Origin of the sequence: Exiguobacterium sp. s101 (assembly GCF_018617835.1) — a bacterium.
Classification (GTDB): Bacteria; Bacillota; Bacilli; order Exiguobacteriales; family Exiguobacteriaceae; genus Exiguobacterium; species Exiguobacterium marinum.
Genome location: NZ_JACSKX010000005.1, coordinates 29,688 through 56,309, shown reverse-complemented (window position 1 = coordinate 56,309; position 26,622 = coordinate 29,688). Strand labels below are relative to the sequence as shown.

39 protein-coding genes and 1 riboswitch are annotated in these 26,622 nt (G+C 46.2%); of the genes, 11 read left to right on the top strand and 28 right to left on the bottom strand.

Annotated features, from left to right (window positions below):
* The first annotated feature begins 72 nt into the window (after positions 1-72).
* Complete coding sequence (locus KNO76_RS05975; protein ID WP_214883547.1) at positions 73-519, top strand: DUF4385 domain-containing protein; 447 nt, start codon at positions 73-75, stop codon at positions 517-519.
* On the opposite strand, the gene KNO76_RS05970 is transcribed toward KNO76_RS05975, so the two are convergent.
* From KNO76_RS05970 to tenA, 8 genes are all read right to left on the bottom strand, one after another.
* A complete protein-coding gene (locus KNO76_RS05970) occupies positions 516-959 on the bottom strand; it encodes a GNAT family N-acetyltransferase (RefSeq protein WP_214883544.1) in 444 nt (147 codons plus the stop codon). The two genes, KNO76_RS05975 and KNO76_RS05970, sit on opposite strands and share 4 nt — an antisense overlap.
* A gap of 65 nt (positions 960-1,024) precedes the next feature.
* A complete protein-coding gene (locus KNO76_RS05965) occupies positions 1,025-1,474 on the bottom strand; it encodes an OsmC family protein (RefSeq protein WP_026824913.1) in 450 nt (149 codons plus the stop codon).
* Between the two features lie 42 nt (positions 1,475-1,516).
* Entirely contained in the window at positions 1,517-3,082 is a 1,566-nt protein-coding gene (locus tag KNO76_RS05960; RefSeq protein ID WP_214883541.1) for a sensor domain-containing diguanylate cyclase, read from the bottom strand.
* Positions 3,083-3,232: 150 nt separating this feature from the next.
* Positions 3,233-3,871, bottom strand: a complete 639-nt coding sequence (locus tag KNO76_RS05955) for an SDR family oxidoreductase (protein ID WP_026824911.1) — start codon at positions 3,869-3,871, stop codon at positions 3,233-3,235.
* A gap of 24 nt (positions 3,872-3,895) precedes the next feature.
* Positions 3,896-4,537: a thiamine phosphate synthase gene (gene thiE, locus KNO76_RS05950; RefSeq protein WP_214883538.1), complete on the bottom strand. Its 642-nt coding sequence runs from the start codon at positions 4,535-4,537 to the stop codon at positions 3,896-3,898.
* Positions 4,506-5,345, bottom strand: a complete 840-nt coding sequence (gene thiD / locus KNO76_RS05945; RefSeq protein WP_214883522.1) for a bifunctional hydroxymethylpyrimidine kinase/phosphomethylpyrimidine kinase — start codon at positions 5,343-5,345, stop codon at positions 4,506-4,508. Before thiD ends, thiE begins: the two co-directional genes overlap by 32 nt.
* Complete coding sequence (gene thiM, locus KNO76_RS05940) at positions 5,345-6,133, bottom strand: hydroxyethylthiazole kinase (protein ID WP_214883519.1); 789 nt, start codon at positions 6,131-6,133, stop codon at positions 5,345-5,347. The genes thiD and thiM overlap by 1 nt, the downstream gene beginning before the upstream one ends.
* Positions 6,130-6,804 (bottom strand): thiaminase II, encoded by a 675-nt coding sequence (tenA, locus tag KNO76_RS05935; protein WP_214883516.1) that lies wholly within the window; start codon positions 6,802-6,804, stop codon positions 6,130-6,132. Before tenA ends, thiM begins: the two co-directional genes overlap by 4 nt.
* An 87-nt stretch (positions 6,805-6,891) precedes the next feature.
* Positions 6,892-6,996: riboswitch (TPP riboswitch) on the bottom strand.
* Between the two features lie 136 nt (positions 6,997-7,132).
* Here tenA and KNO76_RS05930 point away from each other — a divergent pair.
* Positions 7,133-7,528 carry an ion channel gene (locus tag KNO76_RS05930; RefSeq protein ID WP_214703001.1) on the top strand — a complete coding sequence of 132 codons (396 nt, stop codon included), beginning with the start codon at positions 7,133-7,135 and terminating at the stop codon, positions 7,526-7,528.
* 7 nt (positions 7,529-7,535) lie between these two features.
* On the opposite strand, the gene KNO76_RS05925 is transcribed toward KNO76_RS05930, so the two are convergent.
* The 3 genes from KNO76_RS05925 to KNO76_RS05915 are packed head-to-tail and all read right to left on the bottom strand — an operon-like array spanning position 7,536 to position 9,165.
* The gene (locus KNO76_RS05925; protein WP_214883513.1) at positions 7,536-7,688 is read right to left on the bottom strand and encodes a hypothetical protein; all 153 of its coding nucleotides are present in this window, start codon (positions 7,686-7,688) and stop codon (positions 7,536-7,538) included.
* A gap of 50 nt (positions 7,689-7,738) precedes the next feature.
* Positions 7,739-8,566, bottom strand: coding sequence for an aminoglycoside 6-adenylyltransferase (locus KNO76_RS05920; RefSeq protein ID WP_214883510.1), 828 nt, complete (start codon positions 8,564-8,566; stop codon positions 7,739-7,741).
* Complete coding sequence (locus KNO76_RS05915) at positions 8,563-9,165, bottom strand: pentapeptide repeat-containing protein (RefSeq protein WP_214883508.1); 603 nt, start codon at positions 9,163-9,165, stop codon at positions 8,563-8,565. Before KNO76_RS05915 ends, KNO76_RS05920 begins: the two co-directional genes overlap by 4 nt.
* A gap of 55 nt (positions 9,166-9,220) precedes the next feature.
* Between KNO76_RS05915 and KNO76_RS05910 the strand changes: the two genes are divergently transcribed.
* Positions 9,221-9,670, top strand: coding sequence for an NUDIX hydrolase (locus tag KNO76_RS05910; protein WP_214883506.1), 450 nt, complete (start codon positions 9,221-9,223; stop codon positions 9,668-9,670).
* 2 nt (positions 9,671-9,672) lie between these two features.
* On the opposite strand, the gene KNO76_RS05905 is transcribed toward KNO76_RS05910, so the two are convergent.
* The 3 genes from KNO76_RS05905 to KNO76_RS05895 form a co-directional block, all read right to left on the bottom strand.
* Positions 9,673-10,350 carry a YjjG family noncanonical pyrimidine nucleotidase gene (locus tag KNO76_RS05905; RefSeq protein ID WP_214883504.1) on the bottom strand — a complete coding sequence of 226 codons (678 nt, stop codon included), beginning with the start codon at positions 10,348-10,350 and terminating at the stop codon, positions 9,673-9,675.
* Positions 10,351-10,471: 121 nt separating this feature from the next.
* On the bottom strand, positions 10,472-11,227 hold the full coding sequence (locus KNO76_RS05900; RefSeq protein WP_214702992.1) for a DUF1129 family protein: 756 nt from the start codon (positions 11,225-11,227) through the stop codon (positions 10,472-10,474).
* Complete coding sequence (locus tag KNO76_RS05895) at positions 11,202-11,555, bottom strand: PadR family transcriptional regulator (protein WP_214883502.1); 354 nt, start codon at positions 11,553-11,555, stop codon at positions 11,202-11,204. The genes KNO76_RS05900 and KNO76_RS05895 overlap by 26 nt, the downstream gene beginning before the upstream one ends.
* A 168-nt stretch (positions 11,556-11,723) precedes the next feature.
* Between KNO76_RS05895 and KNO76_RS05890 the strand changes: the two genes are divergently transcribed.
* On the top strand, positions 11,724-13,181 hold the full coding sequence (locus KNO76_RS05890) for an aldehyde dehydrogenase family protein (protein ID WP_214883500.1): 1,458 nt from the start codon (positions 11,724-11,726) through the stop codon (positions 13,179-13,181).
* A 66-nt stretch (positions 13,182-13,247) separates the two neighbouring features.
* On the opposite strand, the gene KNO76_RS05885 is transcribed toward KNO76_RS05890, so the two are convergent.
* The 6 genes from KNO76_RS05885 to KNO76_RS05860 form a co-directional block, all read right to left on the bottom strand.
* The gene (locus KNO76_RS05885; protein ID WP_214883498.1) at positions 13,248-13,430 is read right to left on the bottom strand and encodes a DUF6440 family protein; all 183 of its coding nucleotides are present in this window, start codon (positions 13,428-13,430) and stop codon (positions 13,248-13,250) included.
* Between the two features lie 89 nt (positions 13,431-13,519).
* Positions 13,520-13,906 carry a hypothetical protein gene (locus tag KNO76_RS05880; protein WP_214878855.1) on the bottom strand — a complete coding sequence of 129 codons (387 nt, stop codon included), beginning with the start codon at positions 13,904-13,906 and terminating at the stop codon, positions 13,520-13,522.
* A gap of 118 nt (positions 13,907-14,024) precedes the next feature.
* The gene (locus tag KNO76_RS05875) at positions 14,025-14,363 is read right to left on the bottom strand and encodes a zinc ribbon domain-containing protein YjdM (RefSeq protein ID WP_026824897.1); all 339 of its coding nucleotides are present in this window, start codon (positions 14,361-14,363) and stop codon (positions 14,025-14,027) included.
* A 66-nt stretch (positions 14,364-14,429) separates the two neighbouring features.
* Entirely contained in the window at positions 14,430-14,942 is a 513-nt protein-coding gene (locus KNO76_RS05870) for a GNAT family N-acetyltransferase (RefSeq protein ID WP_026824896.1), read from the bottom strand.
* A 92-nt stretch (positions 14,943-15,034) separates the two neighbouring features.
* Complete coding sequence (locus KNO76_RS05865; RefSeq protein ID WP_026824895.1) at positions 15,035-15,364, bottom strand: four-helix bundle copper-binding protein; 330 nt, start codon at positions 15,362-15,364, stop codon at positions 15,035-15,037.
* A gap of 251 nt (positions 15,365-15,615) precedes the next feature.
* Positions 15,616-16,056, bottom strand: coding sequence for a protein kinase family protein (locus tag KNO76_RS05860; RefSeq protein WP_251127912.1), 441 nt, complete (start codon positions 16,054-16,056; stop codon positions 15,616-15,618).
* A 146-nt stretch (positions 16,057-16,202) separates the two neighbouring features.
* Here KNO76_RS05860 and KNO76_RS05855 point away from each other — a divergent pair, with 146 nt between their 5' ends.
* The 3 genes from KNO76_RS05855 (at position 16,203) to KNO76_RS05845 (ending at position 19,614) form a co-directional block, all read left to right on the top strand.
* Entirely contained in the window at positions 16,203-17,099 is an 897-nt protein-coding gene (locus KNO76_RS05855; RefSeq protein WP_214883495.1) for an aldo/keto reductase, read from the top strand.
* Positions 17,100-17,385: 286 nt separating this feature from the next.
* Complete coding sequence (locus tag KNO76_RS05850) at positions 17,386-18,651, top strand: hypothetical protein (protein ID WP_214883493.1); 1,266 nt, start codon at positions 17,386-17,388, stop codon at positions 18,649-18,651.
* A 105-nt stretch (positions 18,652-18,756) separates the two neighbouring features.
* Positions 18,757-19,614, top strand: a complete 858-nt coding sequence (locus tag KNO76_RS05845; RefSeq protein ID WP_214883491.1) for a pirin family protein — start codon at positions 18,757-18,759, stop codon at positions 19,612-19,614.
* A gap of 39 nt (positions 19,615-19,653) precedes the next feature.
* Here KNO76_RS05845 and KNO76_RS05840 read toward each other — a convergent pair whose 3' ends face one another.
* Genes KNO76_RS05840 through KNO76_RS05825 form a run of 4 tightly spaced genes read right to left on the bottom strand, consistent with a single transcriptional unit; the run spans position 19,654 to position 21,315 of the window.
* Positions 19,654-19,956, bottom strand: a complete 303-nt coding sequence (locus KNO76_RS05840; protein ID WP_214702982.1) for a hypothetical protein — start codon at positions 19,954-19,956, stop codon at positions 19,654-19,656.
* Positions 19,957-19,960: 4 nt separating this feature from the next.
* Positions 19,961-20,434 (bottom strand): GNAT family N-acetyltransferase, encoded by a 474-nt coding sequence (locus KNO76_RS05835; protein ID WP_214702980.1) that lies wholly within the window; start codon positions 20,432-20,434, stop codon positions 19,961-19,963.
* Positions 20,434-20,733: a hypothetical protein gene (locus KNO76_RS05830; RefSeq protein ID WP_214883489.1), complete on the bottom strand. Its 300-nt coding sequence runs from the start codon at positions 20,731-20,733 to the stop codon at positions 20,434-20,436. Before KNO76_RS05830 ends, KNO76_RS05835 begins: the two co-directional genes overlap by 1 nt.
* 57 nt (positions 20,734-20,790) lie before the next feature.
* A complete protein-coding gene (locus KNO76_RS05825; RefSeq protein ID WP_214883487.1) occupies positions 20,791-21,315 on the bottom strand; it encodes a GrpB family protein in 525 nt (174 codons plus the stop codon).
* 154 nt (positions 21,316-21,469) lie between these two features.
* Between KNO76_RS05825 and KNO76_RS05820 the strand changes: the two genes are divergently transcribed.
* Positions 21,470-22,015, top strand: coding sequence for a TraR/DksA C4-type zinc finger protein (locus KNO76_RS05820; protein ID WP_026824887.1), 546 nt, complete (start codon positions 21,470-21,472; stop codon positions 22,013-22,015).
* 44 nt (positions 22,016-22,059) lie between these two features.
* Here KNO76_RS05820 and KNO76_RS05815 read toward each other — a convergent pair whose 3' ends face one another.
* Both KNO76_RS05815 and KNO76_RS05810 read right to left on the bottom strand, forming a co-directional pair.
* Positions 22,060-23,043, bottom strand: a complete 984-nt coding sequence (locus KNO76_RS05815) for a M23 family metallopeptidase (RefSeq protein WP_214883486.1) — start codon at positions 23,041-23,043, stop codon at positions 22,060-22,062.
* 346 nt (positions 23,044-23,389) lie between these two features.
* The gene (locus tag KNO76_RS05810) at positions 23,390-24,181 is read right to left on the bottom strand and encodes a GNAT family N-acetyltransferase (protein WP_214883483.1); all 792 of its coding nucleotides are present in this window, start codon (positions 24,179-24,181) and stop codon (positions 23,390-23,392) included.
* Positions 24,182-24,231: 50 nt separating this feature from the next.
* Here KNO76_RS05810 and KNO76_RS05805 point away from each other — a divergent pair, with 50 nt between their 5' ends.
* On the top strand, positions 24,232-24,696 hold the full coding sequence (locus KNO76_RS05805; protein ID WP_214883480.1) for a GNAT family N-acetyltransferase: 465 nt from the start codon (positions 24,232-24,234) through the stop codon (positions 24,694-24,696).
* Here the strand turns inward: KNO76_RS05805 and KNO76_RS05800 are convergent.
* Entirely contained in the window at positions 24,685-24,972 is a 288-nt protein-coding gene (locus tag KNO76_RS05800) for a hypothetical protein (RefSeq protein ID WP_214883477.1), read from the bottom strand. The two genes, KNO76_RS05805 and KNO76_RS05800, sit on opposite strands and share 12 nt — an antisense overlap.
* A gap of 16 nt (positions 24,973-24,988) precedes the next feature.
* Positions 24,989-25,297, bottom strand: a complete 309-nt coding sequence (locus tag KNO76_RS05795) for a hypothetical protein (RefSeq protein WP_026824883.1) — start codon at positions 25,295-25,297, stop codon at positions 24,989-24,991.
* Between the two features lie 141 nt (positions 25,298-25,438).
* Between KNO76_RS05795 and KNO76_RS05790 the strand changes: the two genes are divergently transcribed.
* Complete coding sequence (locus tag KNO76_RS05790) at positions 25,439-25,750, top strand: hypothetical protein (RefSeq protein ID WP_026824882.1); 312 nt, start codon at positions 25,439-25,441, stop codon at positions 25,748-25,750.
* A gap of 72 nt (positions 25,751-25,822) precedes the next feature.
* Entirely contained in the window at positions 25,823-26,608 is a 786-nt protein-coding gene (locus KNO76_RS05785) for an SDR family oxidoreductase (protein ID WP_214883473.1), read from the top strand.
* Positions 26,609-26,622 lie beyond the last annotated feature (14 nt).

Genomic DNA, 26,622 nt, shown 5'->3' with positions numbered 1-26,622 from the left:
AACCCATCCTTTTCCTTCAAGTTGTTTCTTTCCTCGACCTAATGGGAAAACGTTAGTCGAGGAGGAATGAACATGCCATTTAACTATGATTTAAACTTCGATGAAATCGACTTCCGACAACAACCCGAACTGTACCGAGTCGGGCGTGGTGAACAAGGAGTGCTACTCGTCGAACCGTATAAAAGTGAGATTTTGCCCCATTGGCGATTCAAGACGCCAGAGATTGCCAAGCAATCCGCTGAAGAAATCATGGAATTGTTTGAAACATATCGTGCGAACGACGATTTCGTCGGGATGGACATGGCCCGAAAGTTCATCCAAATGGGCTACACGCGGGCTCGACGCTACGCCAATTATAAAGGAGGACGTAAATATAAAGAAGACGGTAACATTCACGAGCGCGAAATCGACGAAGAGAAGGCAGAGTCTGCCCGCATCTTTAAAACGTATTGGGATCAACTCCGTGCCGATGAGGATTATTTACGACGTAAAAAGGCACATCAGAAACAATATGGTTAATCGCGCACCATCACTTGGAACGGAACCTCATTTCGCTCAAACGATGTGATGGTATGAAATCCAAGCGTTTCATATAGGTGAATCGCACGCTCGTTGAAAGAGGCGACAGTTAGACGGAACGGTTTCCCCCGTTCCGCCGCTCTCTCCATGACGTATGTCACAAACGATTTTCCATATCCTTTTCCCGTCAAATCAGGTCGAATCCCCAACCCAATGTCCGTAAAGTCTGACGAATACGGATATGTCGAATTGGGCACTTGTGCAGCAGCACCGATGCAATAAAATCCAATCAGCTCATGATCTTCTAACATCGCCTGATATGTCATCAACTCGTCAATTCCCTCTTCAGAAGGCGACTGATTATAAAAGTCATAAGGAGCTTCGTACGTCCATTCTTGAATTCGACTTGCCCATTCACGTGTCATTGCTTGGTGATGCATTCGTCTCCCCTCCGTGCTCTTTTGCTCGGTTTACTATGTAAAAAAAGATGAGGTTTCCCCCATCTTTATTTTCGAACCCATTCTGCCGTCATCGCGACATCCGCCGTATGCATGAGATTGTGGATTGGACATCGTGCTTCGACGCCTTTCCGTAATTCCGCAATCCGCTCATCCGATTCGGTCGTGTCGAGTACGATTTTCATATGAACCGACTCGAAGTAAGTGCGCACACCTTCCATCCCTTGGAACCCTCGTGGATCGAGTGTCCCTTCCGTCACGAACTCGACCCCTTCATACTCAAAGCTCATGTCCTGGGCGACATAAGCAATCATGACGGTCGTACAAGACGATAATGCTCCGAGAAGATATTCGAGTGGGTTCGGCCCCATATTCGTTCCACCGAGTCGCTCCGGCTCATCTACGATAAAAGGGGTGTGTTCTCCTACACGCACAGTCGTCTTGACGCCTCCAGCCTCTCCTTCGGCGCGCATCGTCACTAACGGTCTTTCTGACATGTTCCATCCTCCTCTCAATGATTAACCATTTCTATGTTCCCGTTATGTTGGACCATGTAACGCCTCATCATAAACCGCATAATCATTTTTGCCGTCTTGTTTGATTTGGTACATCGCCTGGTCTGCTTTATGAATCAATGTATCTAAATCAGTTCCTTGGTCCGGGGCATGACTGACTCCGATACTCGCCCGGATTGGAATCGTCACATCCGACGTTTGGTACGGGTTCTGATTTAACGTCAGCTGAAGTTCGTGAATAAATGCAAGCACTTCAGAATCTGTTAAATCGACTAAATAAATATAGAACTCATCTCCTCCGACACGGGATGCCAAGCCGACGTCTCGTGCCGAAGCTTCCAACAGTCCACCTAAATGTGTTAAGAAATGATCACCGATTTGATGGCCATACGTATCGTTGACCGCTTTGAAACCGTCCAAATCGATGACCAGCAAAAATAGTCGCGAGGCACTCAGGAGCGCATGGTCTGCTTGTTCATAAAACGCACGGCGATTAGCCAATTTCGTAAGTGGATCATGGTAGGCGAAAAAGCGGATCGTCTGCTCGGCCTCTTTGAACGAATGGACGTCCCGAATGATGATCATCCCATGAATCGTTCGATCGATATCGACAAAGTCCCCATCGATAACGACGTACCGTTCTTGTCCAGACTTCGTCATAATCTTCGTTTCGAACTCTAAAAACTTCTTCCGTGTCTTGAAGTGCTGACTATAATGTTCAACCCATTCCTTCTTTTTCTTTTCAGGTAATAAATCGATAAAGCGCTCATTCACGACGCGTATCGTATGAAATAACGTGCGTGCAGCCGGATTCGCACTCTCTACTTTGCCATCCGAATCAATCAATAGGATGGCAGATGGATTCAAGTTATAAAGTGTCCCATATCTTTTCACGTAAGAGGTCAAGAAGTCCAAACGATTCATCGCAATGACCAACGCCACCGCCCAAACGAGCCCTCCATACATGTATGAATAGGGCGGGAGGAACCCACGGAATTGAAAATAACCAAATACGATATCCCACACTAATATGACGATTGCCGTCCAAAATAACATGCGCAATACTTTCTCGTGTTCTTTGCGCTCCGTTCGTCGTAGTGCATAAAAAATAAGACAAATAATAAGAAAGTGAAAAACATTCCCTACAGTCAATGTAATCAAATAGGATGAATTGAACTCGGGATAAATCCAAATCCCCACCTGTTCAAACTGTTGACTGTTTGTAATATTCTCTTGTCGCAGATACGTCAACACGACTGGAATCAACGGTAAGTAAACGACCCAGGGATACAGCCAACGTGGCGCCTTCGCACCGACACCCGTAATGTTCAATATGAAATGAATGGAGAAGATAAAGATCAAGATGCCGGCATTCCCAAACCAATATGTAATGAGTGCCGGACTATATTCGATCGGAGAAAGGTGACGGACAAACTCTGCCAAGAAAAGCATCGAATAGCCGAACACAAACAGGCTCAGCAAACGATGCTCGACTTTATTCGGATTTCGTTGAAAGACATCGAGCGCTAAAAAGCCGAGTAAAAATGACGGCAACAAGTAAACCACTAGATAAATGAACATCTCGGTCATGCAGAACCTCCTCACCTGAACGTATCGCTTTACTTTACTTTACTTTACTTCGTTATTCTGCACCATTTTACTTCGTTATTCTGCACCATTTTCCCTCTTTAATGCGACAAAAAACGGGATGGTTTACATCCCGTTCTTGTTTCGACCTACTTATAGCGTTTCTTCGATTGGGGTATCTCCTTTAATCAAATCAATCGCTTTGTTCTGAGCGTTCGAATGGTTATGAAGGACATGCACCAAGAACGATGCCACGTCTTCACGTGGAATCTCACCACTACCTTCGAAATTCGTGTTCACTTTGCCCGTTCCCGCGTCATCTGTCAACGCACCCGGACGCACAATCGTATACGTGAGCCCACTTTGTTCTAGTAAACGATCGGCATGATGTTTCGCCACATAGTATGGTTTCATCGAATCAGGCCAGGCTGAACGATCCTCTGCTTTTAAGGCGCTGAGCATAACGAAGTGTTTGATGTTCCCATTCGCTTGTGCCGCCTCGATACTCTTCGCCGCACCGTCTAGGTCAATCAAGAGTGTCTTGTCTGCTCCAGTACTTCCACCAGAACCAGCCGCAAACACGATGGCATCCATTCCATCAATCGCCTTTTGTAAGTCTGCCACTGAACCTTCGAGGTCGCCAAGTACCGCGTTATATCCTTTTGACTTGAAGTCCTCGAGTTGTTCTTCCTTACGTACCATCGCCGTGACTTGATGTTTTCCTTCTTTGTGTAACTTTTCGACCAACTGGTGGCCAATCTGACCGTTTGCACCGATAACAAATACGTTCATCTGTCTTCCTCCTCAAAATTGAATTCAGAGACAAGCGAAACGCCGGGTAGCCGTTGCTACATCCGGTGCAGAAGCGATGGCGGAGATGACGGCAACGCCGTCTGCTCCGTCATGAACGATTGAAGGCACATGTTCGGGACGGATACCTCCGATCCCCACAATCAGAAGTAGTGGATAGTGATGGCGAACTTGTTGAATCAGTTCCGTGCCACGCACAATCCCTGCATCCAGTTTACTTCGCGTCTCATGAATCGGACCGATGCCGACATAATCTGCGAACGGAAGAGCTGCACTGACTTCCTCCATCGTATGGACCGACACCCCTAACCATTTATCTGGTCCTAATCGTTCTCGAACTTGTTCGGCAGATAAGTCATCCTGTCCGACATGGATGCCATCCGCGTCAATCGCGAGCGCTAAGTCTACATCGTCGTTGATGATAAACGGCACACCTGCTTCTCCACATAGACGTTGGAGCGTCCTTGCCATTGCTTCTTTTTCATCTCCATACAATGCATCTTTACCTTTTTCTCGAAATTGAAAACATGTCACACCACATCGAAGTGCCGTTTCGACGGTCGCCACCAAATCAGAAGCATCAATCGTCCCGCACACAAAATAAAGACGAAGCTGCTTAGCGAGCGCTTGTTTCGTACAGAACGTCAACGGTAATCACCTCTTCTTTCGCTAAACGATGTCCCCAATGATTGGTCGGTCCATGCCCGTTCCCAATCAATAATCCATGTGCAATCGCCTGATGGATAAATTGTTTTGCATCTACGACGGCTTGACGCAACGTCTTCCCATAAGCTAGTTCGGCCGTCAAGGCGGCAGAGAACGTACATCCCGTCCCGTGCGTATCTTTCGTTTGGATTCGAGGTGCTTTTACGCGGAACGCTTCAGACTCGGTCACGATTAAGTCAACGGCTTCTACATCATTCGAATGTCCGCCTTTGATAATCACGATATCGACGCCAAGGGCTCGAATCACCTGTGCTGCCTTCATCCGGTCTGCCTCGGTCCGAATCTCCATCCCCGCCAACACTTCTGCCTCTGGAATGTTCGGGGTCACGATGGTCGCCTGTGGCAACAGCTTCGTGCGAAGTGCTTCGACCGCACTAACTTGCAACAAAGAGGCGCCCCCTTTCGCTACCATGACAGGATCGACGACAACATGTTCGAAACGATATCGTTCGAGCGCCTTCGCCACCGCTTCAATTCGTTCAGCGTCCACCAACATCCCGGTTTTACAAGCGGTGATGCTAAAATCATCAGCCACCGCATCGATTTGTCGGGTAATCATTTCCGTGGAAATAGCCTCAATTCCATGTACCCCTAGTGTGTTCTGGGCTGTGATTGCAGTCAGCACGCTCGTCCCGAATACGCCGAGCTCTTGAAACGTTTTGAGATCGGCTTGAATGCCGGCTCCTCCGCCTGAATCAGATCCTGCAATCGTCAAAACTTGAGGTTTCATCATGTCGACACCTCGATTCGATTCGTCGGAATTGTATGTTGCGTCAATTGATGGAGGGCATTTAAAAAGTGAATCGGAAAGTCTCCCGGTCCTTCTGCTCGCTCACTCGCTAGCTCACCGGAATAAGTATAGCCTGACATGGCGGTCACCGTCGCTTTAAGGGCGTTCTTTTCGACTGCTAGACAAGCTCCGACCACTGCACTGAGTAAACATCCCGTACCGGTCGTCTCAGTCATGCGTTTCGTCCCGCCGTGTATTTCCATGACGACGTTCCCGTCGCTGACCATATCTTCTTTTCCAGTCACGGCCACGACACATCCGTATCGTTTCGCTGCTTCAAGCGCCAATTGTCGCGGTTCGCATGCGCCGTCTCCAGCATCGACACCACGAGCTGCCCAATCGACACCAATCAACGTCGCGATTTCTCCTGCATTTCCTCGAATGGCCGTGACACGCACGTGACGCAAAATACGTTCGACCACATCTCGTCGGAATGACGTCGCCCCGACTCCGACCGGGTCGAGTACAATGGGGCATTCTGCCTCGTTCGCCGCCTGCCCTGCACGAATCATCGTGGCTTCGGTCATCGTACTAAGTGTCCCGATATTTAACACGAGCGCATCACTTATAAATGTCATCTCTGCCACTTCTTCGATTGCATCCGCCATGACGGGAGAGGCACCGATGGCGAGCAGTCCATTCGCCGAAAAATTCGCCACGACTGTGTTCGTGATGTTGTGAACGAGCGGTGCCTGCTTCCGAATCTCACTCCAAATCTCATGTCTCATTGGTTGACCTCCTGTGACAATGTCCACGACTCAAGTGTCCAAGCCATTTCCCAAAAAGCGACTTCGTAATAGCAACTCTTCAAGAACAGTTTCGTATAACGCACACGCTCTTCTTCTGTCGCTTGTCCTGCGAGCTCATCTAATCGATCGATTTGTTCTTCCACCAATTCACGGAACCACTCTGAGCCATACGTCGCAATCCAGGCCGAATAAATCGGATGATCAGGACGCTTGTCTTTAAGACGTTCGCCAATCTCGTAATACACCCAGTAGCACGGAAGGATCGACGCGAGCACGTCCCCGAGTGTCGGTCCTGCCTGTTGCATATGGAGCGCATACGCATAAGTGGTCGGAGCCGGCTCGAATGTCGCCAATTCGACATCCGTCACGTCGAGCATCGTAAAGAACTCTCGATGAAGTGAGAGTTCCGCCTCAATCGTGTGTAAGGCATGTGTTAAAAAACGGCTTGATAGTTCCATCGTCGGTGCGAGCGTCGCCCCCTTCGCCTGCACTTTCGAAAACTGATTCAAATAATAAGAGTCTTGCATGACGTAATGTCTGAACTTCTTCTCATCGAGCGTTCCTTCTCCGAGTGAACGGACAAACGGGTGATGAAAGCTTGCTTCAAACAATCCATCTGCTTCCTGACGTAAGTGATCTGTAAATTTCATATGAAATCCCCCTTATAACAGATAAAAGACGCCGCCTCCCATAACGGAAGCGGCGTCTCGAACAGTCATATCTAGGTGAAGCCATATGAGTCGTTTCGCCCACTTCCCTACGCTAGCGTGAACTAGATCAGGTTCAAAGGGTCTGGACCATGTCCATCTCAGCCGCGTAACGCGACTCCCCTAGTGGCAAACATTATGAAATTCAGTCGTCTTCGACCACATTCTATCAATTTTTTCATCAATTGCAAACCTTTTCCGATCCCGTTTTTCATTCTTCGCTTCGGGAATGGGTAAGGAAGCACATTGATAAGAAAAGGATGTGGACAGAATGAATACGATTTTATTGACGATTGCATTACTCTTCATCAGCTTGAACGTGTTTTGGTTTTTCAAACGTCAAACGTATAAACAGACAGGATTTGATGGGAGGTTGTTCGCTCAGTTATTCGTCAGCCTATTTGGTGTCATGTTAGGGTTCACGTTGATTTATTATGCGCTATCTCGCGATTCAGTCATTCTTGTGACCTCACTCGAATCCATGAATGCTGTCGAACCGACTTGGGAAAACCTCCTGTACTTCAGCGGGGTCACCCTACTATCGATTGGCTTTGGTGATTTGTTGCCAATCGGATTGACCCGATTATTCGCTATCATCGAAGGCGCAATCGGTATTTTATTACCGAGTGCCTTCTTCATCAAATCGATGTATCAGAAAGACGAGTGAAGATTTTCTAGCGTCCGGTGATGAGCAAAAACATATTGAACGCGACGAGACCAAGAGGAAGCATCGCAACCAAAACGATTGGCCATTTCTTTAAACGAATGCCGACAAAGAGGACGAGACTTCCGACTAAAAGGGCAATAAATGTCGTATATGGATTCATGAAAAAACGCTCCTTTCTCTATAAGGAGCGTTTCCCGGCTCTCGCCGTCATTAATCGTTCGAATGTCGAAGTGTTGCACATGCAGCACGGACGCGTCTCGCTTCTTCCTCCCGAAATACGAAATGTCCTTGTTCGGCGACGCGTTGCGCGCAAAAGAAAAAGAGTGATTGTAATCGGTCATGCGTGTCCTCAATGGCGCTCAGTTCAGCCGAGGCATACGTCGCCCCGAGCATCTCCCATAACTCTTCCGGTAAATGGTCGCGCATCCCGTCCCCTGACTTCCCAAGATTCACCGAGAAATCTGTCGCATAACCGATGTTCCATTCCATCATCTGACGGAGCATATTCCGCATGATGTCGAGGTGGTCGAGCGCATATAGCACTTGATGCCGCTTGATTCCTTTGACGACATAGAGCGACACCCACCAAAACTCATTCCAACAAGCCGCATACTCGTCAGCAGACGGATGTTTCACACGATACGATGTGTCTGACGGCGTCACATCTGGATGATTATCTCGGTCAAAGATGATTTGACTGAGCGAGTCGGCTTCGAGCATCGCTTCAAGTTGATCAACACGCCGAATCGTCAAATCAATACGGTGTCCGTCTACATATTGCACTAAAAACGTTACATGTCGTTCGGGATCAGACGTCTCAGGTGTCTGCATAATCAAGACCTCTCCAAACATGTCGATCCATGAGCGATCGGCCGCAACCGCTCTTACATCTTCTACGTAAAAGGCAAGATCGACATCCTGATACGGGTCTGGTCGGATGTTCGGATTGACGAGCGAGCCGTTCAAGACGACCGTTCGGATGTATTCACGTTCTGTTGCGAACGCAACCAGCTGTTCAATGATTTGTTCCGGCTTCATTCTACAATCGCCCCCAATGAGCGCGCGACTTGGATCGCCTGCATCGCGTCTAATTTTGTTTGCTGTAACGTCACGTTCAAAAAATCAACCCCATCGACGAGTGCTCCTCTGAAGTCGGCACCACGACACACCGCATGTTGAAGTGTCGCCCGGGACAAGTCCGCCTGATGCCAAACCGTCTCGGTCAAGTCAGTTCCGTATAGATCCGCTTCGACTAAGCGTACGTGGGACCAATCCATCTTTTTGAGTGATACGTGACGAAGGTTAACGAAAGACCAGTCCCCTTCCGTTACACGGACCCCTTCAAACTGACTCTCTTCAAAGGAAGACCCCGTCATTTTACATTGCTCAAACTCACTCGTGAACAAGTTGGCACCATGGAACTGACAGTTCAAAAACGAGCTGCCGACATGACGGGACGCATTCCATTTCGAATCCGTGAAGTCACAATTGATGAACTGACAGCGCTCCGTTTGTAGTTCTGTTGCATCGACGTATGTGAAGCGACAGTTCTCGAACGTGACGTGTGACAGTTCTTCGTCTCGGAGTGTCACCTCACGGAAATCTTCGTCTCGATATTGCGTATGTGGTTGAAACATATGATCTCTCCTTCAGGTATACTAGAACAGATTACAAAGATTGGAAGTGATATAGATGGACATCGTATTTCCGACTGAACACGGCGTCTTCAATTACCGCGTTGCCGGTATTTTTGTAAAAGACGACCATTTATTGATTCACCGAAACGTCCGGGATGACTTTTGGGCATTACCCGGGGGTCGCGTGACGCTCGGTGAAGAAGCCGCAACCGCGCTCGCACGCGAGCTACATGAAGAGTTGAACATGCGCGTGACCGATACCTCGTTCGCTTTCGTGCACGAGAATTTATTTACGTACAACGACCAACCGTTTCATGAGATTGGACTTTACTTTTATGTAGATGGTGACCTCCCGCTCCAAGACGGAGATTTTTACGGACCTGAAGGAGATCACCTGATTTATCGTTGGCAAAAAATTGACCGTCTCCAAGACGTCACGCTCTATCCAGAAGTATTGGATCAACTCCCGAACCGTTTGCCAGTTCATTCACTAAACCCGTCTTGAACTTAGAGAAGCGATTTTAACTCATGTAAATGTCGAATCTCATACGTCGACTCCATCGTCGCGGCCACTTCTTTCGGATTGAACCAGCACGTATCGAGACCATACATCCGCCCACCGGCGATATCTGCCGTGACTGAGTCACCGATAATCAAACCCTTCTCTGGTGCGACATTCGGAATTCGGTCGAAGACATAGTCAAAGAACGGCTTCATCGGTTTTTGCGAGCCGGTCGCATCCGATACGAAGACGTCTTGGAAGTACGGTAATAGTCCTGATGACTCTAACCGCTTGAATTGAGTCTCCGTCACGCCGTTTGTGACGATATAGAGCGGATAGTCAACGCTCAGCGTTTGTACAATTTCTAACGCACCATCGATCATGTGTACGCCTGCATGTAAATAGTCACGATACTGCTGTTCGACATATGGTCCATCGACCGTGAGACCGAGCGAATCGAACAGTTTCGTATGCCGCCCGACGAGCACTTCCTCGCGGTCTACTTCCCCACGTTCAAATGCGCGCCACAGGACCGTGTTGATGTCGACATAGCGCGACTTCACCTCATCCGTCATCCGGACATTGTAGGATGCGAGCAATTGCTCCAAGGCGACGTGCTCACTTTGTTTAAAGTCTAATAGCGTGTCATCAATATCAAATAAAATGGCTTCATAACGTTTCATGGTTCTTTCTAACCCCTCTCTTCGTCTAACTGTACAGGAAGTAGAAACGAACATCAAAAAAAGGGGGATAAACGTAATCCCCCTTTATCTTTTCTTGACGATGAACCGGATGGCTAAAACATCAGACTTGATTCTCTTTATTTTTCTTGGCCCAGACAAGAAAGAAAATTGCCATTCCGATGAAAAAAATCAACATCGAAAAAATCAATTGTTGCTCAAGTGGTAAACTCGTGCGAGCAAACGCATATTGCGGTCCAAATAAAAGAATCGGAATGATTAGATTAATCCATGTTTTTGTCCATACAGAGACGATGAGTAATGTAATTACACCGATTCCGAACAATACAAGTTGACCGACCGGACCGAAAACAACCGTCGGAGTTTCAATGAAGATATCAAGCACCATCAAACCAAGAAATGATAACATTGGAATCGCAGCAAGCACGACATAGGTTACACCGTTTTTGAATTTGCTTTCCTTCGAGCGAACCGCCATAGTACGGAAAGCTTGTGAAGCAGCTAATAAGAAAAGGATTGCTACAAGTGGGAAACCAATCATTTGGATTGTTGAGAACGTCATCTCACCTTCAATGAAATTGCCAATAATAATGTATGCGAACAGGTTTGAAATCATCATCACAATGACTTTGATAAATTCATTCATGTCGAATGCCATCTCATGACCAATATACTGCATGTAGGATTTCGGACTTTGTCCAATGACATCGTCCACATCCTTCCCTGCTTGCTCCGCTTCTAACAAGTGATCCTTTAACTCAAAGACAATATCTTTCACCTCAGTCTCGGACTTCCCGCTCGACATGAGGTATACCGATAAATCATCTAAAAAATCACGACTTTTCTTTGAAAGTTCCATCTTTATTCTCCTCCCTGAGTACGCGGTCGACACCGCTTGAAACTTCTATCCAACGTTGTTTAAAGGCTAGTAATTCTTGTTGACCCACTTCCGTTAAAATGTAGTACTTCCGCTTTGGGCCTCCGGATGGAAGTTCTTTTTGAACCGTCTCGACCCATCCTTCTTTTTTCATCCGTAGCAGAACGGGGTAAATACTTCCTTCGCTCACCATTGCAAATCCATACGCCTGTAACTTTTCAGACATCTCGTAACCGTATGTCTCACCTTTACCAATAATGGCTAATAGACACCCTTCAAGCAGACCTTTTAACATTTGACTCATTGCCATGGCGTAACCTCACTTTCAATCAACTATCTTGTTATACATAATAGTAACGGAAGCCAATCCCATTTACAACTACTTTGTAAAACAAGTTAGTTACACTTTTGGATGTTTATTTTTCTAAAACAAGTGAATACTTCTTATGGTGAAGAAAAAATAAAGGAGTGTTCAAATATGCATACAGATTTTACGAAAATGTACATCAATGGTGAGTGGATAAGCGGGTCGAGCGAGAAGTCGATTGACAACGTCAATCCGTTCTCGAACGAGACTCTCTTCTCGATTCGTTCAGCGGATGAAGATGACTTGAATCGCGCTTATGAAGCAGCGAAAGCGTCTCAAGCGGACTGGGCTGACATGCTTCCGCAAGCACGCCGTGAGTTGATTGAGAAGTTTGCCCAGCTGACGATGGACAATAAAGACCTAATCGTTGACTGGCTCGTGAAAGAGTCCGGGAGTACACGTATCAAAGCGGAAAGTGAATTCGCCGCATCGATGGCCATCATCAAAGAGGCCGCGACGTTCCCATTCCGTATGGACGGGCTCATCAAACCTTCAATCGTCCCGAATAAAGAAAACCGAGTATATCGTAAACCACTCGGTGTCATCGGCATCATCAGCCCGTGGAACTTCCCGTTACACTTGGCCGTACGTTCAATTGTGACGGCTCTTGCGACCGGAAATACGGTCGTCGTCAAACCGGCAACAGCGACACCGGTCACAGGTGGGCTTCTTTTCGCATCCCTCTTTGAAGAAGCCGGTCTCCCGAAAGGTGTGCTCAATGTCGTCGTCGGACGAGGATCTGAAATCGGCGATGCGATTGTCGAACATCCGATTCCACGTCTCATCTCGTTCACAGGTTCGACCGAGGTCGGGCAAGGAATTGCGGAGAAGGCAGGTCGTCTGCTGAAGAAAACAGCACTTGAGCTCGGTGGAAATAACGTGTTCGTCGTACTCGATGATGCCGACCTCGACCGCGCCGTCGAATCAGCAGTCTACAGCAAGTTCTTCCACCAAGGACAAATCTGTATGTCGACGAACCGAATCCTCGTCGCTGAATCGATTCACGATGAGTTCGTGGATCGTTACGTTGAGCGCGTTAAACAGTTGAAAGCGGGTGACCCGAACGAAAAAGACACGCAAGTTGGTCCGCTCATCGATCATGACCAAATCGATCGCATTTTAGAACAGATTGAAAAAACGGTCGATGCCGGTGCGAACGTCCATACTGGCGGGACAGCGGACGGCAACGTCCTCGAACCGACCGTCCTCAGTGGTGTCACGAATGACATGCCGCTCGCGAAAAATGAAATCTTCGGTCCGGTCGCGGTCATCCTTTCGTTTAAAGATGACGAAGAGGCGTTACGTCTCTCGAACGAATTACCGTATGGATTGAGCGGTGCCGTCCACGGCTCGGTTTACCGTGCGACCAATTTTGCACGAAAAGTCGAAACCGGTATGATTCACGTCAACGACCAGTCGGTCAACGATGAACCGCACATGCCGTTCGGGGGCGAGAAAAACTCTGGTCTCGGACGCTTCAACGGCGAATGGGTACTCGAAGAGTTCACGACGCTTCAATGGGTGTCCATCATGCATGAACGTCGCGAGTATAAACCGTTCTTTTCTTAATACAGTCAATACGAAAAAACCAGGCTTGTCGGCCTGGTTTTTGTGTTGATTCTTCATTCAATGATCTCACGAAGTCGATTGGGGCTTTTCAATCACGACTTTTCCATGTTCATCTAGGAGAGGTGTCATCCCACTCAATCCTAATCCACTAGTCATGATGTAATGAACGCCCGTATAGCTATCCATGACAATCTTAATGATCCCACCACTCATATGCTGTTTCGACTTCAATACAAATCGTTGTCCCACGACATACCTTCTTCCTCTTTTTCAATTTAGAATGCCTTCACAATCATCTCATATCCACACGGAACATATACCATTTTTAACCATTTGAATCATTCTAAGAGCTCATTTACATCCTTGATGTGTTCTTCATCAACTTTGAAATACTCACTACTTTCCATACCTTTTGAAAAAACGAACTCGTCGCTGTCAGTTATCCAAAAGTTCACCATCAATTCCATTGTCGATTCAGCCGGATTATTGATGGTCACTACATATTGAGGAAGCCCTTCTGGTCGTTCATTTGTGATTGAACTCGTTTCAATAAACATTTTAAATTCCTCAATTTCATCGTCATCCGTCATCCTATTTTCAGAGTACACAATCGTTTGTTCATCAGTATAATTTCCAACAACTAGCTCTCGATCTTGTTGACCACATCCCATTAAAATAAATAACGGGATCACACTGAAGAAGGTAATCATTTTCTTCAAAGACATGTTCTCCCTCCTCCATATTTTAAATACGCTTACATATTATCATCAGCCATACTTTACAAAAAAAGACGAACCAGGTCGCATTTCACACCCTAACTCGTCGACAGTCTAAATCTTTAAGTTAGATTTTCTTCACGAACTCCGACTTCAGTTTCATCGCGCCCAGTCCCTCGATTTTACAGTCGATATCATGGTCACCTTCTACGAGTCGAATCCCCTTCACTTTCGTCCCTTGTTTGACGACAAGCGAGGTCCCTTTCACTTTCAAATCCTTGATCACGGTGACGGTGTCTCCGTCTTGAAGCGGGTTTCCGTTCGCATCTTTGATTTGGGACGCCGCTTCTGCTTCTGCCGCCTCGCTCGGTGACCATTCATAGGCACATTCCGGGCATACGAGCAATGGACCATCCTCGTACACATAAGATGATTGGCATTTTGGGCAACTTGGGTACTCAGTCATAATGTTTCCTCCATTCGATTCACTCGTTCCAGTATATCGTATGGTGGCTAAGTCTTTCTAGACCGTTCATTCTTCTGTAGGCGATGCAGGGCCTTCTAAATCAAGTTGATAAAACGATAAATCAAGCCATTTTCCGAACTTATATCCGGCCTTTCGAATCGTACCGGAATGAACAAATCCAACTTTTTCATGAGCACGAATACTCGTCACGTTCGACGCGTCAATTCCCCCAATGACCGTCTTCATCCCTCTCGTTTCGGCGATACGGATGATTTCTTTTAAGAGCTTGTTACCGATTCCTTTCCCGCGATAACCGGGATGCACATACACGGAATGTTCGACCGTGTAATGGTATGCCGGCCATGGACGGAACGGTCCGAACGTCGCAAATCCCATGACGACATCATCCTCTACCCATACGATGACCGGACAGTCTTGCACTTTCTTTTCCTCATACCAGGCCACTCGATTCTCGAGCGTCACCGGTTCATAATGATAGACGGCTGTACTGTTCACAATTGCGTCATTATAAATATGTAAAATCATTTGAAGATCATCTCGGCGACAGTTGCGAATCATCCCCACACCACCTCTTCGTTTTTTTCATTATACGAATCTCATCTTCAAAAGACACGAAAAAAGTGACCGGTTAATCAAACCGGTCACTTCGGTCATGCGGCCAAGCGGTCACACATCGAGGCACATTCTGTACAGACTCGCGCGCATTCCTGACAATGTGCATGCTTATGTTTCTCGCACTCTTGTGCACATGCTTTACAGATGATTGCACAAGCTCGAGCAAGTTCCGGAACAAATGCCGAATCACGCGTCATCGCCTCAGCAAGAAACGAACAGGCAGCAGCACATTCTCGGTCGAGTCGAATACAATCGACCATCATCTGTACATCTTTTTCCTCTAAACAAGATTCTAGACAATAGTTGCATGTCTCCACACATTCATGGAGCATTTCGAGTTCATTCGCATAAATTCGATGAGCCATACATCATTCCCCTTTCTCTTCTCCTTAAGCTCTTGACACGTTACTCTTCTTCCCTAATCGACAAAAGAAAAACGACCCGCTTCAAGAATCCGGATCGTTCACGAACTTGCGATATAAGCACGCAATTCGATTGAGAAACGTCGCATCATATTGTTTCGGCATGAAACGAAAGCGATAAAGACGATACATCCGTTTCAAATCTTCCCACTGATGATCGATTTGCTGGCCTTGTCTGAATCGTGCCAAATCGATTAAAAAATTTGTCCGTTCGGGGTCAAAATAATATTTCTCAAATGAACGTCCGATGGGGTCAATCCGAGTAGCCTCGCTTGACGAAGTGATTCGTCCACTGCACTGACGTAAGTCGAATCAATCCAAATCCCCTCCGTCAGACACTCAAATAGCGTCTTTCCTTCGATGTAATCCATCACTATATATGACGCATCGGACTCATAGCACTTCGGAAAGTAAGGAAGTCCCTTTAGTTTTTCATAGATGGCCGCTTCTTCGGTTGCGATTTGTTCGTAACCTGGGAAGAACACTTTAATGACACGATCCTTTTCCTTTAAACGAAACACGGCCGCACTTCTTCCAATCCCATGTAAATGAAGCTCTGGGTGCATCGCCATCACCTGAAACGAGTCGCCTATCCGATCGAAGGTGACGTCCGCATATTGTTCATAGTTACTCATCTGTCACGCTTCTTTTCTATTTCTCATTATTATCATAGCTTATTCAAGCTCATTTGACTCTAAAATCCGCTTGGATGATTGCCAAGTGACGTTCTTTCTCTAAAGACGTATAATGAATGGCGAGTGAAAACTAAGGAGGAGTTATTATGCAACGCATCGCTTTAACAGAAGAACTATCATTTTCACGTGTCGTTCACGGAATGTGGCGTCTCGCTGATTGGGATATGACCCCGCAGGAACGCCTTACATTCATCGAACAATGTATCGAACTCGGCATCACAACTTTTGACCATGCTGACATTTATGGGGGTTATACATGCGAAGGGTTGTTTGGGGAAGCGTTAAAACTCAAACCTGAACTCCGTGACCAAATGGAGATTGTTACAAAAACGGGCATCAAATTGACAGGATCATTCAATCCGGGTCAAACGCTCAACTATTACGATACGACTAAAGAACATATCATCGCGCAAGCGGAACGGTCGTTGAAAGAACTCGCCATTGATTATATCGATACGCTACTCATCCACCGTCCAGACCCGTTGATGAATCCGGATAAAGTCGCTGAGGCGTTCATCACATTACGCGATAGCGGTAAAGTACGCGAGTTTGGTGTATCCAACCATGTACCAGCCACACAGAACTTGCTCCAATCACGTTTGCCGTTCCAACTCGTGACAAATCAACTTGAACTGTCTCCGATGCAATTGAAGCACTTCGAGGATGGATCCGTTGACCTTTGTCATGAAAAACGGATGCCACTCATGGCCTGGAGTCCACTAGCCGGAGGTCAGCTCTTCAAAGATGAACAGTATGCGCCACTTCGTGAAAAACTTGAAGACATTCGTTCACGTCATAACGCGAGCGGGATTGACTCAATCGTGTATGCATGGCTTATCAAACATCCGGCGAACATCATGCCGATCATCGGATCAGGAAAAATTGAGCGTGTTCAGACAGGTGTCGATGCTCTTCAAATCGACCTCACACGTGAAGAATGGTTTGAAATTTTGAAGGAGGCACGCGGTCGAGATGTTGATTGAAGGAAACTCCATCAAATAAATTCCACACAATTAGAAAGTGATCATTTAGATGAAATATCGACTTTTTTCAATATCTCATGATATCAACGTTTTTTCGTCAAAAGCCGACACGAGAAAAAATTGAAAAAGTAAAATTAATACATAATTGGTTTTATCCCCCGTCCAGTTCAAGTTGGACGGATTTTTTGTTTTTTTTTCGAAATAACACATTAATTTTCCTAAGACTAAAGTCACAAAAAAATGGTGCTAGAATGGTGAAAGTGATTCATTGAAGGAGAGTACCGATGTGAAAAAGTACCTGATTTTCAGTACCCTCGTTATCCTGATTTTTTTATTCGGATGCGAGGAAGAACGCGCACTCCGTCTCCAACCCGCTCCTGAATATTATCAAGGACGTGCCTTGTTACCAAATGGACAACAAATCGAAATTCCAGAATCCGATCGCGCAACCATTATCGAATTGTGTCAACCAGACAACGCGACGCCAACGATTCCAAGTGGCAAAAGACATTGGCTCGGGACGGTCACATTAACCCAACCATTGACTGATGTCACTTCCTTATCCGCTTTTCCGACAGCTACTTTTTTCACTGTCGAAAATAAATCATATGTTCAATGTCAATTAGACGCCCTCACGTATGTTGCAAAAATTGATAAGATGCCTGAGAGTTTAAATGATGTTCAATATGCAGCTGATGCTTATCCAGATGTTGCTAAAATCCGGTTTGCCGAACCTCACGAATATGCGCATTTTGCACAAGAGATGAAAAATCCGATAGGTAATGAGCCCTATCCAGAGCGAAAAGGCATCGAACACACCCTTTTCCACCTCACCATGCCATTCAATGGTGAGTTCGAACTGACGTTTGAATCTTCAGATGGCGAAGAACACCTGACAATTCCAATTCAATCATCACGTCAACCTTATCTGTCATTCGGACTTGGGACCGAAAAATCTGACGATACGTTACAATATGCGATTTATACGAGCCAGGATCAAAATAACTATCAAGAGGTATTGCGACCAAAACATGCGCAGATTTCACAAATGTTCGGGGCAAAGACAGCTCCGCAGCTTCCTTCTGTTCTTGTACCTGGGCATGAATATTCGCTCTATAGTTTTACATTCATGAAAGATGGAACAGCTCATCGCCAGACTGTCTCACTTACCTATCATGAACCCCAGTTACTCTATGGGAAAGAATTGAACGAACAGATTCACGACAAATTAAGCAGTCAACGTCATGTTATTTTTCATGATTTGGCGCTTCTCGGTACAGAATCGAAAAATGAATCCTTCTTACATTATGTCGGTCACGATGAAATGGAATTCATTTTCGGCGCAATCAAACGAGCAAATGCAACTGCCTATGCAGGAAAACCCGCTCCAACACCGTATGTCACATTGTTTCAAGGCGTATGTGCCCAAACATTCGATGTCAGCTATGATGGTGCCGATGTGTATGTGACCAATTCAGAGACAGGCGTCCATTTTAAGCTATTACGTGAGGACGCCATCAAATGGTATAACCTGTTTGAACAAAACACATAATCCGACAGATGCGAACGCATCTATCTTTTTGCATATTCACGAGGCAAATCTCGTCCGATGGAACACATTTTTTGGGAAGATAAGAAAGGAAAGGAGTGAATCATTTTGACAAATCCATTTATTCGAGACGTGAACCGTCATTGGCGTGTCTCCTATCGACAAAACGGATATCCCCATGTGCAACAAGGATGGGTATTACCACCTGAACAAAAAGAGGCATTCGATCCATTTATTTTGATGGCAGAGGACTGGTTCAAACGTGGAACGTTTTCTGACCATCCCCATCGTGGGTTTCAAACCATCACGTATGTCATCGATGGTCGTCTAGAACATATTGATAATCATGGGGGACATTCGATTTTAGACGCCGGTGATGTTCAGTATATGAACGCCGGATGGGCCGCTAGACACGCCGAAGAAGCGGTTGACGATGATTTGATCCATACGCTGCAGCTCTGGTTGAATTTGCCGAAGTCGTTAAAAACGACAACTACTTCCTATCAGAACGTATACGTCGAGGACGCACCCGTCGTTCCTTTCGACGGCGGACAGCTTCGTGTCTATTCCGGCGAAATTGCGGGTGTAAAAGGGCCGATGGACAGCCTCGTCCCCATCACGATGACAGAAATAACGCTGAAAGAAGGTAGCGAATACGAACATATCTTACCTGCGAATCATAACAGCTTTTTGTACGTACTCGCTGGTTCGATTAAAGTTGGATCTTCTAGAACCCCGCTCCATAAAACTGATGTGGCGACACTGACGTTTGATGAAACATCTGAAGCGAAGAGCACACTTCGACTGAAGGCCACGACACGCACACGGGTGCTCGTCTATTCCGGAAAACCGATTCGGGAAGATTATATTGCGCACGGTCCATTCGTGATGAATACGGAAGAAGAAATCCGTCAAGCCTTCCGTGATTATCATAGCGGAGCATTCGGTCCCCCAGCAGTGAAATAAGCAAAGGGAGCTTCTCGACATGAGAGCTCCCTTTACTGGTTATGATCGATCCGGTTGTAACACCGTCTGTTGTGTCGGAACATTTCCGATTGGTACAGTACGCTCGACGAGAACGTAACGCTTGCCTTCCACCTCAAACTTACGGTCGCCAAGATAGTGAGCGGCCTTTCCATCTTCGTATAGTTTCGACAAGATAGCAGGTACGTACTCTTCTAGCTTTGTATAGTGTTCATCAAGGGTCATGACGATATTGCCACCCTTATATCCGAGCCAGTAACTATAAAAAAACCAACCTAACGACAGTACTCCGAGAATTCCTAATCCAATTGTAAGTAGCTCCATCATGTTATTCCTCCAATTTTTTCATGACAATTTGACGTTTCGGGATAAACCCGATTTCGCCATAAAACGAAGCAGCATCCGTATTGCTCATCCAGTAGTCTAGTTCAATCGATTTGAATCGGTGGTCAAGCGCCCATTGCTCCATCCATTCCATCACACGTCGACCATAACCATTCCGTTGATACGTTGTGTCGATACTGATGTGATGAACATACACGGTTCGGACAGCTTGACGAAAAGCATTCGCTTCACTCACTTTCTCCTCGAACCATATGTAACCGATTGGAGTTGCTTCAAGCTGCATCACCATATAGTGATGGCCGTGTCTTCCAATCAGTGTTAAAAAGGCTTCATACATCTTCTCTTCCTCATACTCCGCAAAGAATTCTGGGTTCATCCGGAAATGATGCTCATGAATGGAACGATTCAACCGTGCGATGAGACGTGCATCGGTCGTAGGGATAAATGTGATCTCCATCATCCGGTATAGTTTGAATGGTTTCGATCTTCGTTCACACCGTGCGGTTTTTCAATTCCTCGCAACGTATGGTAATTCGAAGCTTGAGTCCCTTTCCCTCCTAGGCGACGTTGAAGCGGACGTGCCAAAAAGTAACCCACGAGGAGCGAAATAGGTAACACGATAAAAAATGTACCGAGTAGCGTCATCATATACCCTTTGTCTGTATCTCCGGCAATCATGCGGAGAAGAATGAACAGCCCTGTGAATATAAGTGCAGCCAAAGAGTATTCCACACATTTCCCGAGAAATCTTTTCATACGACATCTCCCCCTTTAAGGTTTGATGTATTATACGTCCATTCCCATAAAAAGGTTTCAAACCCCATGATTTTCTTTATACCACTGTGTCGCTAGCCGTTCCGTCTCGATAATCCAATTATGCTTCCCTTGAATGTACCCCTCCATATCTTCTGGGTGCTGCGCTGCGAGTTGAAGTTTCAATGCACCATAGTCATCTCGCACGTCAGGAAAGGTACGTAAGTAATCTCGAAAGGCGAGGTGTCTGATGACATCCGGATTCCTCTCTTCAAACACATGCACGTGAACCGTTCTCTCTTCTTCCCCTTTACGGAAATAACGCCGCTTCGGAATACCGTATTCACCGAGTCCTCGATAACCGAGCGCTTCCATCCGCTCCATATACGCATCGACTCGTTCAATGTCCCGTACGACCGGCATCATGTCAATGATTGGTTTCGCTGCTAACCCTTCGACCGATGTGCTTCCGATATGATGAATCGAAACGAGTTCCTCTTCGAATAGTCGACGCAACTTTCCCGCCTCTTCTTCAAATTTCCGCTTCCATTCCGGACTGTACTTCACCACTTCGACTTTTCTCATGATTCGTTCCTCCTCACTAAAATCAATACTCTCTATTGTCATCATACCCTTTCTAAACATCGCTCGACACGACGGATTCCACTTCAAAAGGTTTGTACACAAATAAAATGGGAAACCCTATATTAATGACTTGAGAACTGGAGAGTGAATGGATATGTTGACCGAAGAACAAATCGAAACATTTAAAAAACGACTGTTGAAAGAAAAAGCAAAGACAGAAGGATATATGGATAACCGGGAAGAGACATATGATGAAGGTGAGCTCTCCCACTACGATAATCATCCTGCTGACTCGGGCGAAGAACTCTTTTTGCGTGAACGCGACCAAGCACTCAACGAACTTGATGAGGAGTTCTTAAGCGATGTCGACAAGGCTTTACTCGCCATTCAAAATGGAACGTATGGAAAATGTGAAGTATGCGGGAAAGACATTGAACTAGACCGTCTTGAAGTCATCCCGGAAGCTACGCTATGTATCGAGCACGCTCGTGCACAGGAAGAAGAAGAGCACGAACATGAACTTGATCGACCAGTCGAAGAAGACGTGTTGAACCCGAATGAGACGGCCCGTCGTAAGGAACTAGACGGAACGGATGAACCCGGTCAAAAAACGGATGCCTTCTCACAAGTTGAAGATTATGGAAGCTCGGATACGATTGCCGATAGTGAAGGCAATCACGATCCGACACGCGAACAATAAAAGATGCCCTGACCTCAATCGAGAGGTTCAGGGCATCTGTCTGCTTAAAACGTTGCTTTCACTGGAGAGGCACCACCGAGGCGTTCTGCCACTTTCATCGGATTGACGGCATTTCCAGCTGAAGTGGCCGAGAAATTGTAGTCCCCTTTATGAATTTCAAAATGTAAGTGTGAACCTGACGAGTTGCCCGTGTTTCCGAGTTGACCAATCGGTTCACCTTGGCGCACCGTCTGCCCCTTTTTCACATCGACTTTGTGCATATGGGCATAGACCGTCGTCCATTTTTGACCGTCTACGTTATGCTCAATCTGAATATGGTTTCCATAAGGTCCACTTGAGCTAACTTTTGTGACTGTTCCAGCTTCTGCGGCGTAAATCGCTGTGCCTGTTTTAGCGGCAATATCGAGACCGTTGTGGAATGTGTATCCGAACTGTCCGCTCGCCGCACCGAATCCTTGAGAGAGGCGTCCTTCTGCGGGCATTAAGAACCGATCAGGAGCCATCGCTTCGTACTGCTTCTTCAAATTGCTTAACTGATTCGTTTGCTGCTTATATTGTTTTGACTTCTCGTCATATGATGTCTTCACATCTTGACGGGTCGCTTCAATCTGTAGTTGTTCTTCTTTTAACTGTCTCAACGTTTCGTTTACTTGCTCTTTCTTTTCAACGAGTACATGATGCGCTTCCGCTGCATCGGCGGCTTCCGCTTTCGCACTCGGTAGGACAGAAGAAACGACTTTTGAAAAGAGTGATCGTTTTGTCGGAACAAGGTCTTCTTCCACTTTTTCTAACTCTATAGAAGTGCCTTCAATCTCGTCTCGCAACGCTTCCGCTTTATGGTCGACTTGCTTCAATTTTGTTTGAATGGCTTGAATGGATTGTTTCGTATCTTTTACTTGCTGTTTCGTTTGTTGCAAGGATTCTTCCGTATGAACAAGGTCTTGCGGGGATATGTCGTTAGCGGATACGGTTTGTCCTTGGAATAAGAGAACACCGGCACCTGCCGTCATGATGAGTTGCTTCCACATATATATAATAAACCCTCCAAATTGATACATTCATAAATTTTAAAAAAGCTACATGTGCGAATATACCACTAGGAGGTTAAACATTTCAATATATGAAGTTTTTCATTTTCGTTTCATAGATGACAGAATGATGTGAAAACCATAACGACCGCTTCACAATCGTTTCACCCACGTTTCCTCGTATAATATTTTGTAAGGACGACCCCAACGATCGAAAGAACGGTGACACCCATGCCACCCAACATGAAGAGCTGTGACATATGTTTGGGGATGTTCGTGGTCAACGCAATTAAAGTTAGCGTGTTCCCACTGATCAACCCAATGATGCAAATCACTATTAGTCGCTTCATAAGGCATTCTTCACCATTTCAAATTGTGCTATCTCGTCTTGAACAAATCCTAATCGTTGTGCTGCTTCAATCCATTCAGGACGGTCCGACGTCAAGGTGATATGAAGTGGCAATCGGCTCGCAGCCGCCCGCAACAACCATTCCGCATCCTCGGCGTGACCAAAAACATCGAGCAATACATGATTGCGGTATAACAAAAAACCTTCTTGTTGATCTTCTACCACTTTCACAAGTTCCGCCTCCTGTTGGGTCACACGCACATCGCATTGCCAAATCGGAACATGCTGAGCTGTCGGATATAGTCGGTCAAACAGCGTTTGAATCGGTTCCGAAGTCATCTGAGCGGTCGTTACAAGTGGTACCGCTTGAAAATAATAAATTTCACGTGTCGTCTTGTATCCAAGTTGATGATAAAGCGACAACGCCACATCGTTCCCTTGAATCACTTCAAGTAAGCGAGTACCTTTGGCGCCCTCTTCAAATCGTTGCATCAACTCGGTCGCAACTCCTAATTTCCGGACGTGTGGGGCGATCGCAAGACCGCCACAACGCGTCTGCCATCCTGAATCAAGATGTGCAATCCCACTCAATACGACGCCAACCGGCTCTTCCCCGTCATAAGCGACGATTGAACGAGACGGCTGATTTTGGTCTCTTACGAGAAAGACGTCTTCAAACGTCTGCTCGTCGAATTGGAACGGAATGATATAATCAGAAAAACCAGTCATAAACGCGCGATATATATCTTGCAGTGGCGGATTTTGGCGATATGTAAATTGTGTAGACATATAACTCCTCTTTTCTGAAAGAAATGAATAACGACCAAAGGAGACTTCTCATGAAAATCACACTCGAACACCGAAATGAGTCGCACCAATCAATCCTTGATACATTTGATTTACCAACGGACCAAGAGAAGTACACGACTCTTCCAAAAGACATGGATCATTCATTACCTGATGGCGTTCATCCAATTATCGTCGTCGAGTCGAAGCCGATCGGTATGTTTTTATTACATGACAATGAACGCGTCGCTTCCTACACGAACGAACCAAACGCCTTACTGTTCTCCGCTTTTTCCATCAATTATGAGGAGCAAGGCAAAGGTTACGCTAAAGCGGCGCTCCGAGAACTCCCGACATTCGTGCAACAACACTTCCCACATGTTCGTGAAGTCGTCTTGTCGGTCAACTTGAAAAACGAGGCCGCTTTTTCACTCTATACGACAAACGGATGGATTGATACCGGACGTCGAATCGGTGGGCCGATCGGCGAACAACGTATTCTTTCCTTATCGATTTAAGGCATACATTCGTGTCAAACTCTCAAATATGTTTTGCCAGTAAGTCAGAGGATGCGGAACTAAGTCGGCTTGCGTAACCTGAACAAGATGATTCGTCATGGATGAACTTCCTTCAATCGTGCACACTCGTCCTTCTGTGAGCGCCATCAGTTCATTTCTTTGAACAGCTACGACATCCATTACTTCCTGATTGTCAAAACGGAGCAATTCATCTTGATAGATGTAGCCGTATGTATGTGCAAACTCGCGATCAAGAAACCCGTCCAGTTCAATCACGTCTTCAAAGATTCCCTTAAAATAAATCAGGGTCTTCCGATAACGTTCTCACTTTTCGAACTTTCGCTGGTCGTCCAGTCCACCCGAGCGCCACAAAGAAAAATGCACCTGCGAATAAGCCAAATAGTGTGGTCAATCCCACTTGAACGCCAACGAACCCATACTGTTCTCCCATTTTCACCAGTAAAATCGGCGCGAACAGACAAGTCATACTGAGTGAAAGAAGACCTCCCCATACCCGTCGCTTTGCATTACCGATTGTAAACCAACCAAACGTAATCCATACACAAGCAACCAATCCTAGCGCCGCAACCGTCATCCACATTCGCCGCACCTCGCCTTTCGTTTTTCTTTCTATTCCCTATTTTTCTTATGATTCCTACTATTTTTTCAAGTAATGAGAGAATTTCCGGGTAAAGGTAAATTAGACAAGATGCGAAACGGGACAATGAAGGAGTGGGTTGATATGAGTTCACGATTAACCTTTGCCCTAGTCTTTCTCGGCCTTTTTTTAATCGTCGTTTATTGGATGAGTACGTGGAATGACAATGTTGTCGAAGGACAGATTGAGCGAGTCGATATTCCTCAGCTATTGATTGAATCTGAGTCCTCAGAAGAAATCAGCTTGCGTGTGATTTTGATCAATGACCAAACAGAAGTGACGGGTATCGTCAATAGCGTACAAGACTTACAAAGCGGTCAGCTCGTCACGATCGAAGTCATCCCCACCGAGTCCGACTTGAACATCGCGCGTACGATTGAAGTCACGTCGCCATGATTTTCTGAAATGAAGCGTAACTTTTCCAGAACTGTGGAATATGAGAAGGAGTCATAAAAAGGAGTGATTAGATTGATTTCAAATAAATTACTATCTGGAAAAGTAGCGCTTGTCACCGGAGCGGCCTCTGGAATTGGACGCGCCGCTGTCATCCGTTTCATTCAAGCGGGTGCAAAAGTCGCCATTCTTGACCTGAATGAAGAAGATACGATGCGTCTCGCTAGTCTCGTCGGAGAAGAACGGGCCATCGGCATTAGCGCGGATGTTTCGGATGAAGCAGCAATGAAAGAAGCGTATGAACGGACGATTGAGCGATTTGGTCGAATCGACATCGTCTTCGCGAACGCCGGACGAAACGGAACCATCACACCGATTGAACATCTATCTATAGAAGATTGGAACGGTGTTGTAGAGACGAACCTGACGGGAACGTTTTTGACCGTCAAACATGCGATTCCTCATTTGAAAGAGAATGGGGGGAGTATCATCATCACCTCTTCGATTAACGGCAATCGCTACTTTAAAAATTTTGGTTTCAGCGGCTATGCGACAACGAAAGCAGGACAGACCGGCTTTGCGAAAATGGCAGCTGCCGAGCTCGCACAATTCGGAATTCGCGTGAATTCGATTTGTCCAGGGGCGATCGATACGAATATCGACGATTCGACTAATCGGGACGATGCGTTGCTTGAAGAAGTCGTGATCCCCATCGAGTATCCACTTGGGAATCAACCCCTTGCCGGAAAATCCGGTTCCGCGAAACAGGTCGCTGACGTTGTCTTGTTTTTCGCGAGCAACATGACGAGCCATGTCACCGGTTCTGAAGTGTATGTCGACGGTGCAGAATCCCTCTTGTAACTCAAAATCAGCTC